This window comes from Paenibacillus sp. J31P13 (genome assembly GCF_056269295.1).
Genome location: NZ_JBWDNR010000005.1, coordinates 58,776 through 72,050 on the forward strand (window position 1 = coordinate 58,776; position 13,275 = coordinate 72,050).

The 13,275-nt window shown below is 45.3% G+C and carries 14 protein-coding genes; 9 read left to right on the forward strand and 5 right to left on the reverse strand.

Features of this window, described 5'->3' with window-relative positions; all coding sequences use genetic code 11:
• Positions 1–207: 207 nt before the first annotated feature.
• Together AC0YOD_RS17510 and yunB are read left to right on the forward strand one after the other, a co-directional pair.
• The gene (locus AC0YOD_RS17510) at positions 208–1,095 is read left to right on the forward strand and encodes a sugar phosphate isomerase/epimerase family protein (protein WP_475800609.1); all 888 of its coding nucleotides are present in this window, start codon (positions 208–210) and stop codon (positions 1,093–1,095) included.
• A gap of 212 nt (positions 1,096–1,307) precedes the next feature.
• On the forward strand, positions 1,308–2,471 hold the full coding sequence (gene yunB / locus AC0YOD_RS17515; RefSeq protein WP_475800610.1) for a sporulation protein YunB: 1,164 nt from the start codon (positions 1,308–1,310) through the stop codon (positions 2,469–2,471).
• 66 nt (positions 2,472–2,537) lie between these two features.
• On the opposite strand, the gene AC0YOD_RS17520 is transcribed toward yunB, so the two are convergent.
• Positions 2,538–3,596: a M23 family metallopeptidase gene (locus AC0YOD_RS17520; RefSeq protein ID WP_475800611.1), complete on the reverse strand. Its 1,059-nt coding sequence runs from the start codon at positions 3,594–3,596 to the stop codon at positions 2,538–2,540.
• Positions 3,597–3,836: 240 nt separating this feature from the next.
• Here AC0YOD_RS17520 and lipA point away from each other — a divergent pair, with 240 nt between their 5' ends.
• Positions 3,837–4,772, forward strand: coding sequence for a lipoyl synthase (gene lipA, locus AC0YOD_RS17525; RefSeq protein ID WP_475800612.1), 936 nt, complete (start codon positions 3,837–3,839; stop codon positions 4,770–4,772).
• A gap of 26 nt (positions 4,773–4,798) precedes the next feature.
• Positions 4,799–5,542: a YutD family protein gene (locus AC0YOD_RS17530; RefSeq protein ID WP_475800613.1), complete on the forward strand. Its 744-nt coding sequence runs from the start codon at positions 4,799–4,801 to the stop codon at positions 5,540–5,542.
• 36 nt (positions 5,543–5,578) lie between these two features.
• Here AC0YOD_RS17530 and AC0YOD_RS17535 read toward each other — a convergent pair whose 3' ends face one another.
• On the reverse strand, positions 5,579–6,376 hold the full coding sequence (locus AC0YOD_RS17535) for an NAD kinase (RefSeq protein WP_475800614.1): 798 nt from the start codon (positions 6,374–6,376) through the stop codon (positions 5,579–5,581).
• A gap of 102 nt (positions 6,377–6,478) precedes the next feature.
• A complete protein-coding gene (gene ylbJ / locus AC0YOD_RS17540) occupies positions 6,479–7,483 on the reverse strand; it encodes a sporulation integral membrane protein YlbJ (RefSeq protein ID WP_475801024.1) in 1,005 nt (334 codons plus the stop codon).
• 496 nt (positions 7,484–7,979) lie between these two features.
• Between ylbJ and AC0YOD_RS17545 the strand changes: the two genes are divergently transcribed.
• Positions 7,980–8,360: a globin domain-containing protein gene (locus tag AC0YOD_RS17545; RefSeq protein ID WP_475801025.1), complete on the forward strand. Its 381-nt coding sequence runs from the start codon at positions 7,980–7,982 to the stop codon at positions 8,358–8,360.
• 13 nt (positions 8,361–8,373) lie between these two features.
• Entirely contained in the window at positions 8,374–9,114 is a 741-nt protein-coding gene (locus tag AC0YOD_RS17550) for a DUF2225 domain-containing protein (RefSeq protein ID WP_475800615.1), read from the forward strand.
• Here AC0YOD_RS17550 and AC0YOD_RS17555 read toward each other — a convergent pair.
• Complete coding sequence (locus tag AC0YOD_RS17555) at positions 9,111–9,353, reverse strand: hypothetical protein (RefSeq protein WP_475800616.1); 243 nt, start codon at positions 9,351–9,353, stop codon at positions 9,111–9,113. The two genes, AC0YOD_RS17550 and AC0YOD_RS17555, sit on opposite strands and share 4 nt — an antisense overlap.
• Positions 9,350–9,520 carry a YycC family protein gene (locus AC0YOD_RS17560; protein WP_475800617.1) on the reverse strand — a complete coding sequence of 57 codons (171 nt, stop codon included), beginning with the start codon at positions 9,518–9,520 and terminating at the stop codon, positions 9,350–9,352. The genes AC0YOD_RS17555 and AC0YOD_RS17560 overlap by 4 nt, the downstream gene beginning before the upstream one ends.
• 118 nt (positions 9,521–9,638) lie before the next feature.
• Here AC0YOD_RS17560 and AC0YOD_RS17565 point away from each other — a divergent pair, with 118 nt between their 5' ends.
• The 3 genes from AC0YOD_RS17565 to AC0YOD_RS17575 all read left to right on the forward strand — a co-directional run bounded on the left by AC0YOD_RS17565 (position 9,639) and on the right by AC0YOD_RS17575 (position 13,244).
• Entirely contained in the window at positions 9,639–11,426 is a 1,788-nt protein-coding gene (locus tag AC0YOD_RS17565; protein WP_475800618.1) for a M3 family oligoendopeptidase, read from the forward strand.
• A gap of 346 nt (positions 11,427–11,772) precedes the next feature.
• Positions 11,773–12,444, forward strand: a complete 672-nt coding sequence (locus AC0YOD_RS17570; protein ID WP_475800619.1) for a CBS domain-containing protein — start codon at positions 11,773–11,775, stop codon at positions 12,442–12,444.
• Positions 12,441–13,244, forward strand: coding sequence for a pyruvate, water dikinase regulatory protein (locus AC0YOD_RS17575; protein ID WP_475800620.1), 804 nt, complete (start codon positions 12,441–12,443; stop codon positions 13,242–13,244). The genes AC0YOD_RS17570 and AC0YOD_RS17575 overlap by 4 nt, the downstream gene beginning before the upstream one ends.
• Positions 13,245–13,275: the final 31 nt, after the last annotated feature.

Consider the following 13,275-nt stretch of genomic DNA (forward strand, 5'->3'; position numbering starts at 1 on the left):
GCTCCTTTCATAGGGTAATCGATTTATATTAGTGTATCGTAACTATCTCGTATTGCAAAGTCCATGATGCTGTTGCGATTGGTTTTAAGTTGGAATAGCAATCACAGTCAAATAGGCATGCCATATAGGCAAAGCTGAGCGAAGAGATGAGGCACGCCATGTGCTAAGCTGGTAGTATTAACAAAAAAATAATAGATGAGGTGAAGCATGAAGCTATCTGTATTCACTGTAATGCTGCCAGATTGCTCAATTAATGATACCTTAGAGCTCCTTAGCACAAATGGCTATGATGGCGTCGAATGGCGCTTTACTAATAATGATCCGGCTAGACGAGGAGAAGCGCCTTCGTTTTGGGGAAATAACTTTTCTACATTAGAAACAAATGCAACGGATGAAGAATTGTATGCTTTACGGGAACGTACGGAAGCTGCGGGTCTTACTGTGCCCAATTTAGCTGCATACATTGGGTCAGGGGACCTTGCAGCAACGGAGACAGCTATGCGTGCGGCAAAGCTGTTAGGCGCTCCGTCCGTTCGTATCGGTGTGCCGGGCTATGATCGCTCTCGACATTATTCAGACCTGTTGAAGGAAGCGAGAACTTATTTGCATGAGACCCAGGAATTAAGTCGAACCTATGGGGTTAAGGGTACAATTGAGGTGCATTTCGGCAATATTGCATCAAGCGCATCGTTAGCTCGTCAGCTAGTTGATGGGCTGGATCCTGAACGAATAGGTGTCATTTATGACCCTGGCAACATGGTTTACGAGGGCTTTGAGCAGTACAAGCTTGGCATTGAGGTGCTGGGTGAGTATTTAGCACATGTTCATGTGAAAAATGCGATATGGAAGCGTACGGACGCTGCGTTGCCCAATATGGCTGCAGACAACTCTTATAATCAAAGGGAGCCGCATGCTCCTATTTGGAAAGCAGCTTGGTCACCCATTTCGGAAGGCATTGTGCACTGGCCGCAGGTTATCGCAGATTTGAAAGCAACCGGCTATGACGGATGGCTTAGCTTCGAGGATTTTAGCGGATCGGCATCCTCGGAGAATCTTCTGCAGGGCAACATCGCATACATTCGTTCCTTGCTGTAATTCATTTGCAGGTGAAGCGAGATGAAAGTATAGAGGAGAGCGCAGGCTGGGAACAGCTTGTGCTCTTCTTTTTCATGTCCTCCCATCACATTCTAGCTTGCGCCAACTGCCTCCATGGAGGACGGGTCAGGATAGGCCGTCTTCTTTTTTGGCCGAGTATTGCATAAGAATCTATATAGGAAGCGGGCTGGATGCAGCAGGAGGGGATTGGATTGGCAAAATGGGGCAGGAAGGGCTTTCGTTTTCGCCTCTTGGGAGGCGGTCGAACGTCGTTTTTTTCAAGTCGATCATTTGCAAAAACGAAGACAGTAAGCTGGGGCAGCCGCTCAGGCTCCTCATCGACAGGACCTGCTCCTAAGAAATGGGGAAAGGGAACAAGTTCATCGTCTATAAAATGGGGAGCACGTTCAAGTACGACTGGAGGGGCTAAGTGGGGAAGCAGCCGATCAACTTTACGGCTCGGCGGCCGTAAGCAAAGCAGCAACGGCTCATCAGGCTCAGGCGGTCTCTGGGGGGGGCAGCCTACGAGGCCTCGTTTTCGGAAAAGAACATTCGTCATGATCACGCTCGTTGTTATGATGATTTTCTCTGTTCAGTCCTTCATCTATATTGAAAAAAATCTACGGCCTCCTTTAATGAATATTGCGAAAATACGGATAAAGCAAATGGCGACTCAAGCGATAAATAAAGCGATCACCGAGCAGGTGGCCAACCAGCCCAATACCGAGAATTTAATTGATTGGAAGATGGATAAAGACGGAAAAGTGTCTAGCTTCATGCTTAATTACTCTGAGCATATGACAATTACCTCGCAAACGATAAATACGGTGCAAGCGACATTAAATGAAATGAAGGATATCCCAGAGCATATTCCAATCGGACATGCGCTTAACAGTGCGATAATTTCCTCTTATGGACCGCGGATTCCAGTGAAGTTCGAGCCTGTGGGTGTTGCAAAGGTTGATCTCGGCACCAGAGAAAAGAACGCTGGCATCAATATGATTTTGGTTGAGGTATACATTCGCATAATTGCTGAGGTTACAATCATCATTCCATTCGATACGGAACCCGAAGTTGTTGAAACAGACATTCCAATCTCCTATTTGCTCGTTGTGGGAGATGTGCCAATGTATTATTACGATAATACCGGCAAGCCAATTGGCGATTCTGCCGCGCAAGCACCGAACATCTCTGTACCGCTTGGAGAAGGGAAGGGAAGCGGTGTTTCATCCTCCGAGAACATCGGCAATGAGGGTTCTTCAAATGGTGGATCTCAAAATACGAATCCTGCTAATGAAGCAACAACTGGTGAATCGGCAAAAACGAATGAGCATAGCGGCTCTACTAATAACGCAACTAGCGGGAATACAAATTAATATACAAAAAAACGACTTTATCGAATCCGCAAGGTCGGATGATAAAGTCGTTTTTATTTCATTATTTCATTTTCCTGAACGTAATCGTTTGCGCTCCGCCTGCTCCCATCTTTTCAGCATGGGATAAGGATCGAATGACCATTCGAATAAGCCGCGATCACTATATACACCGTAATGCAAATGAGGTGGGAATTTACCTTGCGTCCCAGGCTTACCATAGCCCGAGCTGCCTACCCAGCCTACCACTTGACCAGGCTTCACGACATCGCCTACATTGACTGTTTTGTCATAGCCGGACAGATGAGCGTAATAGTGGTAATAATTGTTGAGATCCCGTATGCCGATCCGCCAGCCGCCAAAAGGATTCCAGCCCTTCACCTCAACGATACCGTAACAGGTGCTTCGAACAGGCAGACCATGCGGAGCAAAAATGTCCGTGCCCTCATGGGTTCTTCTGCCGCCCCAGCTTCGACCGGTTCCCCACGTGCTGTTGTAAGCATAATGATTACCGATTGGAACAGGAAAGGCATGTTCAAACAGATCAAGCTGACCATACTTGGCGTAAATGCGAGCAAATTGCTGAATGCGCTGCACGGAGCGATTATTTTGATAATACTGCCATAGACCGATCGAGAAATCATCATCAGATGTTCCATATGCAGAGACTGAATTAACGAGTGAATAAAGCAAATCTACATCATTGGTTCGCTCAGCTTGACCATTGCCGTCACCGTCGCGGCCCATTCCGTCAAAAAAGCGAATCGAAAGCGGTGAATTATCTTCGGCATCAGGATTTAATATGCCTGCCCATCGTTCTTGATCAATGAAGACGCCAACGGTGTTTCCGAGCGGAGGTCTTGCTTTCGGCTTCACTTTTGACATAGACCGCTCATATTGATCGATAGCCGCTATCCAGTACCAAGGGACATCAGTTAGTACATTTAATTTGTTGTATAAGTCTTTGCGTTCTGCAAACGGGTCCCCATCTGCCGCTTCTGCTTGCATTTCTATCGCATCCGATGCTCGTTCTGAGGCAGGAGACGCAAATGCCAAGCTAGAGGGGGGAGCAATGAACAGGGAAACCGCGGATATAGCTGTTGCAACAATGGAAATAGTCAGTTTCATCGTCTCACCCTTCCGGAAAGCATGACGGTTATGGGGTTATGTTTTGCAAATCATTGGTTTTTATACGCTTTGTTCATGATCGTTCGTCTTTGAAAATTTTATACATATTGTTACAGCAGCAAAGAACAAGCAAATGATCGTAAACGAAAACCTAAGAAAGTGCTATTTTTATTGGAAATCTGTTATAATACATCCATGAGTTTAGGAAATATAAATGAACTTGAAAGCAGGTAATGCCTTATGAAACAACGAGAAACACTAAAAAAGCCTGACTGGCTCCGCATAAAATTAGCAACAGACGGCAACTTTGCCGAAATTAAAAATATGATGCGTTCCAAAACATTGCACACTGTTTGTGAAGAAGCACGCTGCCCTAATATTTATGAATGCTGGGCTAATCGTACAGCTACCTTTATGATTTTGGGCGATATTTGTACGCGTGCTTGTCGTTTCTGCGCAGTTAAGACAGGCATGCCGACAGAGCTTGATTTGGATGAGCCGGAACGGGTTGCAGAGGCAGCTGAGCAAATGGGCTTGCAGCACTGTGTCGTAACTTCCGTTGCGCGTGATGATCTGAAAGATGGCGGAGCATCCATATTTGCAGCAACCGTACGAGCTATTCGTAAACGGATGCCGTTTTGTCGTGTCGAGGTCCTTATCCCAGATTTTCTAGGTAATCAAGAAGCTTTGCAAATTGTTATGGATGCTAATCCTGACATACTGAATCATAACGTAGAAACAGTAGAAAGACTTTCTGATCGGGTTCGCGCGAAGGCGAAATACAGCCGTACGATGGAATTGTTGAGACGCGCTAAAGAAATGAAGCCAAAAATTCCAACGAAATCGAGTATTATGCTAGGCGTAGGCGAGGAATGGGACGAGATTTTGCAAACGATGGATGATTTGCGTGCTAATGATGTTAACATATTGACGCTTGGTCAATATTTGCAGCCTACACCTAAACATATGCCAATCGTTCGTTATGTTCATCCAGATGAATTTGCAAAATTGAAAGAAGAAGGACTGAAGCGCGGCTTCCGACATGTAGAGTCTGCACCTTTAGTACGCAGCTCTTATCATGCGCATGAGCAAACGGATTCGGCTCACGCAGCCATTGCTGCAAGCGTTGTAGAAGAACAAGAAATTTCTTCTGGAGCTTGCTCAAGCGGCATTTAATTGACGTTCAAGATGAGGTGATGACAATGGCTTTGATTCATATCGGCGGAAAATCATACGAGATTGTTCATGAAAACAGAAATGGCTGGAATCCTGAAGCATTTCGCGATCGATATAGCGAGGTCCTTGAGCGTTATGATTTCATAATTGGTGATTGGGGCTATAGCCAGCTTCGGTTAAAAGGCTTTTTTCGCGATAATCATCAGAAGGCGACGAAGGACAGCACATTCTCCAGTATGTCAGATTACATTAATGAATACTGTAATTTCGGCTGTGCCTATTTCATACTTGAGAAGTCACAAAGTACGAAGAAAGAACCCGGCGACTTCGATTTGGACGCTTATGAACGTCCAAAGACTGACGAGACTGATGCATTAGCTGATGAAGCTGAGAGCTCTGATGAATTTGAGATCGGAGAAGAGGATGAAACAGCGAGTGCCAAGGAAGCTGCTCCTGCTCCGATACAAGAAAGACAGAAACATAATTATCGTGAAAATCGTCATAGAAGCTCTAATCGCAACAATGAAAATCGCAACAGCGATGAGAATAGCAGCGGCGGAGAGAGCCGGAAAAATAATGATAACGGTGCAGAAAACCGTGGGAATGGCGAGCAACGCGGTGGAAAACGCGAGAATCAAGGGAAAAAGAATTTTCGCGGAAATGATAACCGCGGTAAGAAGCCGTTCAGACTTGCAGCAAATGAAACGGCAGCAGCATCGGCTGAAGCGACTAATCGACCAAACAAAAAAGACACTGAACGTCCCGTTTAAGGGCGGTCAGTGTCTTTTTCTATAGGGAGCTAATAGTTAATGAACGTCATATCCAAGGAATGCTTCGCGAACCCTTGTCCAGAATGGGAAAGGACGGTAACGCGCAAAGCTTACCTTACGGCTGGATACGCAGCATTTAATAGAGCGAATGTCGCTGCGCATAATGCTGACGTGGTCGATGGTAAGTTGAATCCGCTGTTCCTTCTTGGAAATGATATCGCACTGATGATGCTTGGGCAGCAGCACGGATGAGCCTAATGTTCGGTATACGCGATTGTTAATGGAAGCAATTTCGGCGATTTGCAGAGACTCGATGGACGGATGAACAATTGCCCCGCCCAAGCTTTTGTTATAAGCCGTGCTTCCCGATGGGGTGGAAATAACAATGCCGTCACCCCGGAACATTTCGAACAACTCATCATTGATATTAATTTGAGCGACTAGCGTACCGTCGACTCCCTTTAGCGTGAATTCGTTTAGTGATAAATAATGACGGGATTCCGTCGGTGTTTCGAGTTCGATTTCTGCTAAAGGATATCTTACTACCCTAGGTGTTTCCGTAGCCATCATATTGACGAGTTCTTCAAGCTCATCAGCTTGCCAATCTGCATAGAATCCCAGATGGCCGGTATGAATACCAACAAAAGCAACATTCGTTATTTGCTCCACATACGTATGAAAAGCTTGCAGAAGCGTACCGTCGCCCCCTATGGAAATGACGATTTCCGGTGATTCATCATTTCGAATGAATCCGCGCTCACTGGCTAAGGTATGAAACTTTTCTGCTAACGATTTGGATAATGAATCTCCTCGATCAATTACCGCATACTTCAAAGATAGATCTCCTTCCGATCACCATAGTACCTTAGATGATAAAGGAAATTGACCAGTAATTCAATGAGATAGGCGTTTTGTGTGTGATTAAGTCAATAATTCTTAAGGACCCAGCCAATTCCACAGCATATAAACGAGCGCCATAGCAATAAAACTATGCAGAAGCCTAGCTAGTAATAAAGGACGATAGCGGAAGTCAGTGCGGCTAAGCAGGCTGGCAATTTGGGCATGAACGGATAATCCTCCCCATGAGAGGACCCAAGCGGCAATAGCTGCTTGATGCATAAGTCCGGTCCCAGCTGTGCCTGCGGCGCGTGCTCCTAGCGTGACCTCGAAAAATCCGAAAATCATGGCGTCCGCAAGCCGTGTTGGCAGGCCAATGATATCGAAGATAAAACGCAGCGCTTGAGCTAGTGCTTCAACAATGCCGGCATGCGTCAACATCTCCATGACAACAGAGAAGAATACAACAAGTCCGCCGACGACAATCATAAGTCGAAGCGCAGATTTTACAGAGTCTTGGATGAGGGCTCCAAGGCCACGTCCGTCGAGAAGCCTAGCCTGATGCATAGCTCTGAGCGCTTCAGTCAATCGAGAGGGTCGATACTTGCGAGAGCCTTCCGTTTTTAGCTTTTCACCAGAAGAAGCGGGAGCATGGCGGTCATGGAAACGCATTAGAATGCCTATTATTAGCCCTCCTCCATAATGTGCAGCTGCAAGAACAGGCGCGAGCGCGACGTTATGGAAGAAACCTACGGAAACCGCTCCGATTAGAAAAATGGGATCAGATGTCGTCGTAAATGCAACTAATCGTTCTCCTTCAGCGCGATTGACAAGGCGCTGCTCCCAAAGCTGAGCGGTGAGTCTTGCTCCTACAGGGTATCCCGATATATAACCCATTGTAATGACAAAGCCGCCGATACCGGGAAGGCGAAATAGCGGACGCATGAACGGATCAAGCAGTTTTCCAAAAAAATGTACGATACCAAAGCCAAGCAGCATCTCGGATATAACGAAAAAAGGAAATAATGCTGGAAAGAGTACCTGCCACCATATAGAGAGTCCGCGCAGCGAAGAAAGCATGGTTTCAGTCGGATAAACGCTCATTAACAGCACGATGAATAAGGCGCCGATTGCAGTTAAAGACAAGGGATGGAGAAAGGCACGCAGCAGGATGGCAGCCCCCTTATGTATGAAATTTAGGAAATAGGTACAGCAAGACTATAAGCTGTACAACCTCTCTAACACATATATGTTGGAAATGGGACATCCATCACTTGTACAAGCCGAAAAAACATATTTTTATAAAAGAAAACGTTTGCAAAAACGCTGGATTCCTAGCTTATTTATGGTACAATGTATTTACCTTTGAAATGTTTGGAGTGATGATCATGAGTATAATAGCTGGCATCCTAGTATGCGCTTTTGTCTACGTCATTCGAGAATCCCTTACTGCACCTGGTGAAGAGGATTATGAAGGTTAACTGGAAATACCATTTAATTTCTGTGCCCGCACGTTAAGCTGCGGGCTTTTTTTTTGTCATGATACATCGTGATTTTATGATATAATACTAATTACCTACCAATGGAGATGATTTTAATGATGAATAGGAATATAAGCATTTACGAAGCAATTGGTGGAGCTGAGTCTTTAAGACTAATTGTTGAAGCATTTTATCCGAAGGTACAAGCTCATCCGTTGCTTGGACCACTATTTCCAGAAGATATTGATCCTGTAGTTGATAAGCAATTTATGTTCTTATCCCAGTTTTTTGGAGGCCCCTCACTTTATTCTGATGCATACGGGCATCCCATGATGCGGGGACGGCATCTTCCTTTCCCAATCACGCCAGAGCGAGCTGAAGCATGGCTTGACTGTATGAGGAGAGCTCTTCAAGAAGTAGGTATTGTTGATGAATTGCAAGACTTTGTTATAGACCGATTATCTGGACCTGCCCATCACTTTGTGAACACATCTGAATAGGAGACGTGATTCCATGGAACCGCTCTATCAATCCAAAATGTCATGCATCTGCTGCGAGACTATATTTATGACAACGCGAGTTAGACCGAGTTTCAAAAGATCGATTAAAACAGATACTGATTTCTGCGGTTATTATAAAACGGATGCCAACCCTGATTTTTATGTTGTTCGGATTTGTCCGAGCTGCGGCTATGCCTCGACTGAGAATGGACTGCATCATTTAACGGATGCTCAGAAACAGCGATATACGGATAAAATTGGCGCTCAATGGACGAAACAGGATTATTCCGGAGAACGAAATGTACAGAAAGCAATGAGCTGTTATAAGCTGGCTTTAATTTCTGCTCAAGCTGTGGGAGAGAAGGATCGTGTGATTGCAGGCTTGCTGCATCACATTGCTTGGTTATATCGGTATGAATCTAATCACAATGAGGAACAGCGATTTCTGCAGTTTGCTTTGCAGGCTTACATACGCGTTTACGAGGCGGAGGGTGTTGCGCTTAATAACGCTAAACTTATGTATATCATTGGTGAGCTCAATCGTCGGACTGGAGAAAATAACGAGGCTGTGCGTTGGTTCTCTCGTGTGGTGAATGATAAGAAAATCGTCGATGCAGCTATGATTCGCGCAAGTCGTGAGCAGTGGCAGCTGATTCGAGAAGAAATGAACGCCAGACCTTCAGGCTCGTCCAGCGAAGCATCTCTTTCCGATCAGGGCACAGCCGATGCAGCGAAAATTTCAACCTCTGCTTAACGTATTTTTTTGCGAAGGACGCGGTTCGTCAGAAGATAATCCTGATCCGCGTCCACAAGCGTTACTTTATTATGGCAGCAAGGAAATACGAGCAGCCTTTTCGTACCTTCTTGAATGTCCTTCAGCTCAGCTGGACGTATTGGAAGCAATACATTGTCCGTCTCGCAGAAGGGACAGCTTGAAACATAGAGATCGCCCATAAGGATGTCATAAGGCCAAGCTTTTTCGAATGGAATCATGATTTTTTTTCGCTATCAGTTGAGTCCGTGCTAGGAGCTTTAGCAAGCTCGCCAAGCTTTTGCAGCAGGATATGACGCGGCATATGCATCAAATGCTCTATCGGAACACCTAACTGCTGGGAAAGCTTTATAGCTGTTTCAGCTGAAATTTGCAGGGGTTGGGACATGGTGAAATTCCTCCAATCTGTATATAATTAAGTTATACACCGCCGAGAAGGTTTGCGCAAATAAAAACGCGGCCGCTTCTCGGCTTTTTTTATTTGGAATGAGAGAGGATGAGAGAAAATGGATAAGGGATATCCGCAAAGCTGGGATTTAGATGCCATATATGAGGGGGGCTCCAGCTCGGCTGCTTTCGCACAAGAGCTAAGAGGAATAGGTGAGGATATAGCGAAGCTCGATGACAGCTCCAACCTTTTGACTGAGATTAGCTCAACAGAGCTGGAGAGACAAACTGACCTGTTGCAAAGCGTGCAGCTTCGCTTGCGTGAGTCGGATTCATTCGTTTCTTGTCTATTAGCTCAAAATGTTAAAGACTCAGCTGCCAACGCGCTAAATGATCGAGTAAAGACACTTGGAGCGAAATTTCTTGGTACCCTTACTCGTTTTGATAATATGCTTCGCGGGATTCCTGATGAAGCCTGGAGGAGTCTGCTCCAACATGGGAAGCTGGCTGAGGTTGCATTCAATCTTAACGAGCGCAGAGAGCTTGCGAAGCAGAAGATGGCTCCAGAGCTTGAGGCGTTAGTTGGTGATTTAGCTGTAGATGGCTATCATGGCTGGGGTGATCACTATAATATTATCGTGTCACGAGCAAAGTTTAATGATATCGACAAGGATGGTCAAACGAAAATATTATCAGCTGGTCAAATGCATAATCGTCTATCGGACGGTGACCGTACAGTAAGGGAGATCGCGTTCAAGGAATGGGAGCGTGAATGGGCGGAGCAAGCGGATCTGTGCGCAGATACGCTTAATCGTATTTCCGGCTTCCGCTTGAAGCTGTATGAGAAGCGTGGATGGGGATCGGTTCTACAGGAGCCGCTGCAAATGAACCGTATGAGTGAAGCGACGCTGAATGCGATGTGGGCTGCGATACAAGAAGGCAAGGGTGTTTTGGTACGCTACTTGGAACGCAAAGCGAAGCTGCTGGGATTAACGAAGCTGGACTGGCATGACGTTGAAGCACCGATTGGCTCAGCGACAAAAATAATTCCATATGACGAAGCGGCTGCTTTTATCGTTGAGCAGTTCCGGACATTTAGTCCTGAGCTAGCCGAGTTCTCTGAAATGGCCTTCCGAGAAGGCTGGATCGAGGCTGAGGATCGTGCAGGAAAACGTCCCGGCGGCTTCTGTACATCATTTCCGAAGAGTGAACAAACACGTATCTTTATGACCTACTCCGGTACGGCATCCAATATATCGACGCTTGCTCACGAGCTAGGTCACGCTTATCATCAGCATGTGATGAATGACTTGCCTCCTTTGTCGCAAGAATATGCGATGAATGTAGCGGAGACAGCATCTACGTTTGCAGAGCTGATTGTGTCTGATCAAGCAATGAAGGTAGCGATCGATCCCGAGGAGAAGCTCGGATTGCTAGAGGACAAAATTCAACGCTCGGTTGCTTTTTTTATGAATATTCATGCACGGTTCCTATTTGAAACACGGTTCTATGCACGGCGCAGCGAGGGCTTAGTTTCAGTTGAAGAGCTGAACGAGCTGATGGAAACCGCTCAACGGGAAGCCTATTGCGATATGCTAGGCGAGGTTCATCCGCATTTCTGGGCCTCTAAGCTGCATTTTTACTTAACGGATGTACCGTTCTACAACTTCCCGTATACGTTTGGCTATTTATTTAGCGCAGGCATCTATGCGAGAGCGTTAAAGGAAGGGGCGGATTTCAAAAATCAATATGTTGCACTGCTCCGTGATACAGGGCGGATGAGCGTCGAGCAGCTGGCTGAGCAGCATCTTGGTGTAAATGTGGAGGAGAGCGATTTCTGGCGTGAAGCGGTTGCTCTTACGGCAATTGATGTGGAGCTATTTATGGAGATGACTGACGGTGAATAAGCTGAATTTCATGTCTGCTTGGTTGAATACAATTTTATTAGATTAGAGAACAAACCTATCAAACCTTTGTTTTGCACCCATGATGGATGCAGAACGAAGGTTTCTTTGCATGGAAGTTGATAGGATTCAATTCAGGATGCAATTAGAACAATCGTTGATAAATATGTATCATTTTGAGATTGATTAGCTTTTTTATGAGTATAATTGTGATTCTTCATCGCATTAATAGAGGGGGAATATTCGGTTTAGTATGTGATTTGTATTTTTTATTGTGCACAAAACATGAATGTGATATATTACATAACGAAAAGTGGTATTATATATTTAAATGTGACTCATATAACGAATGGAGGGGAATCCGATTCAGCTAACATCTCGGCAATTGGAGCTTCTAGAGCTTGTAGAGAGGCATGCACCGATTACCGGTGAACAATTAGCAGAATTTTTGAGTGTAAGCAGGCCGACGCTTCGCTCAGATCTATCTCTTCTTGTCATGCTTGGTTTGCTTAATGCAAAGCCAAAGGTCGGTTATTTTCTTGGTAATTCTTATCGCTCAAGCAATGAACCTCTGCAGCAGTTTAATACGATGAAGGTTAGAGAAGTACAAGGTGTTCCTGTCAATATTCCTGATTCTTTGTCTGTCCATGATGCTGTTATCACTTTGTTTACAGAAAACGCAGATACGCTCCTTATCGTAAATGATCAGAAGCGTTTTGTTGGCATCGTAACACCAAAGGATTTACTTAAAATAACGCTTGGAAACGCTGGGGCTGCATCAATTCCTGTCAGTATGGTAATGACACGATATCCGAATATTGTGACACTAATGCCCGATGATTCGATGATGGATGCGATTCGCAAAATGGCGCTCCACCAGGTAGATTGTCTTCCTGTCATTGTCCCGAGAGAGGATCAAGGGGCAGATCCGGAAGTAACAGGCTGGGTATCAAAGTCGAACATAATACGTCTGATAGCGGACATTGCTACGGTTGGTGAATTGGGGGACCCACAGTTATGACACAGCAATATATTTATGTATGCTCCGATGCTATTGGTGAGACAGCTGAAGCAGTCGCGAAGGCAACGCTTCGGCAGTTTTCTTCTGAGCATGTGAAAATAAAAAGATATGGACACTTGAAGTCCGAAGATGAGATTTTACGAATCATTGCAGAAGCAGCAAGCACGGGTGGTTTTATCAGCTATACGCTCGTTCAACCGGAGCTGCGGGAATTAATGAAGGAAGAAGCGCTTAGAGCAGGCATTCGAGCTGTTGATGTAATGGGCCCGATGATGCAAGCTTACGTAGACACTTTCGGCAGCTTTCCGAAGCGAGAGCCTGGACTTTTGCATTTGATGGATGATGCTTATCATCACCGAATGGATGCGATTGAGTTCGCTGTAAAATATGATGATGGAAAAGATGCACGCGGCTTAATACAAGCACAGGTGGTTCTGATCGGCGTATCACGTACGTCTAAGACACCGTTAAGTATATTTTTGTCCCATAAAGGAATCAAGACCGCAAATCTACCGCTTATGCCTGAGGTTAAACCGCCGGAAGAATTATTTAAGCCTGCTCAAGGAAGATTGATAGTCGGATTAACGATGCAAGCAGATCATTTGCTAGAAATTCGATCAGAGCGGCTAAAGACGTTAGGATTGCCGGCATCCGCACAATATGCTTCTTCAGAGCGCATTCATGAGGAGCTTAACTACGCGGAGTCATTCATGAAAACGCTTGAATGCCCCATTATCGACGTCACGAATCGAGCAATTGAAGAGACTGCTGGCATCATTACTGAATGGCTAAACAAATAAATGGTTATACCGATAGATACAAGGGGGATTT

Bases quoted from the DNA above. Each gene is read 5' to 3' on its own strand.
- AC0YOD_RS17570 (WP_475800619.1), top strand. From the start codon at position 11,773: ATGGAGGGGAATCCGATTCAGCTAACATCTCGGCAATTGGAGCTTCTA.
- AC0YOD_RS17565 (WP_475800618.1), top strand. From the start codon at position 9,639: ATGGATAAGGGATATCCGCAAAGCTGGGATTTAGATGCCATATATGAG.
- AC0YOD_RS17510 (WP_475800609.1), top strand. From the start codon at position 208: ATGAAGCTATCTGTATTCACTGTAATGCTGCCAGATTGCTCAATTAAT.
- AC0YOD_RS17530 (WP_475800613.1), top strand. From the start codon at position 4,799: ATGGCTTTGATTCATATCGGCGGAAAATCATACGAGATTGTTCATGAA.
- AC0YOD_RS17550 (WP_475800615.1), top strand. From the start codon at position 8,374: ATGGAACCGCTCTATCAATCCAAAATGTCATGCATCTGCTGCGAGACT.
- AC0YOD_RS17575 (WP_475800620.1), top strand. From the start codon at position 12,441: ATGACACAGCAATATATTTATGTATGCTCCGATGCTATTGGTGAGACA.
- AC0YOD_RS17520 (WP_475800611.1), bottom strand. From the start codon at position 3,596: ATGAAACTGACTATTTCCATTGTTGCAACAGCTATATCCGCGGTTTCC.
- lipA (WP_475800612.1), top strand. From the start codon at position 3,837: ATGAAACAACGAGAAACACTAAAAAAGCCTGACTGGCTCCGCATAAAA.
- AC0YOD_RS17560 (WP_475800617.1), bottom strand. From the start codon at position 9,520: ATGTCCCAACCCCTGCAAATTTCAGCTGAAACAGCTATAAAGCTTTCC.
- AC0YOD_RS17545 (WP_475801025.1), top strand. From the start codon at position 7,980: ATGAATAGGAATATAAGCATTTACGAAGCAATTGGTGGAGCTGAGTCT.
- AC0YOD_RS17555 (WP_475800616.1), bottom strand. From the start codon at position 9,353: ATGATTCCATTCGAAAAAGCTTGGCCTTATGACATCCTTATGGGCGAT.
- ylbJ (WP_475801024.1), bottom strand. From the start codon at position 7,483: ATGAGCGTTTATCCGACTGAAACCATGCTTTCTTCGCTGCGCGGACTC.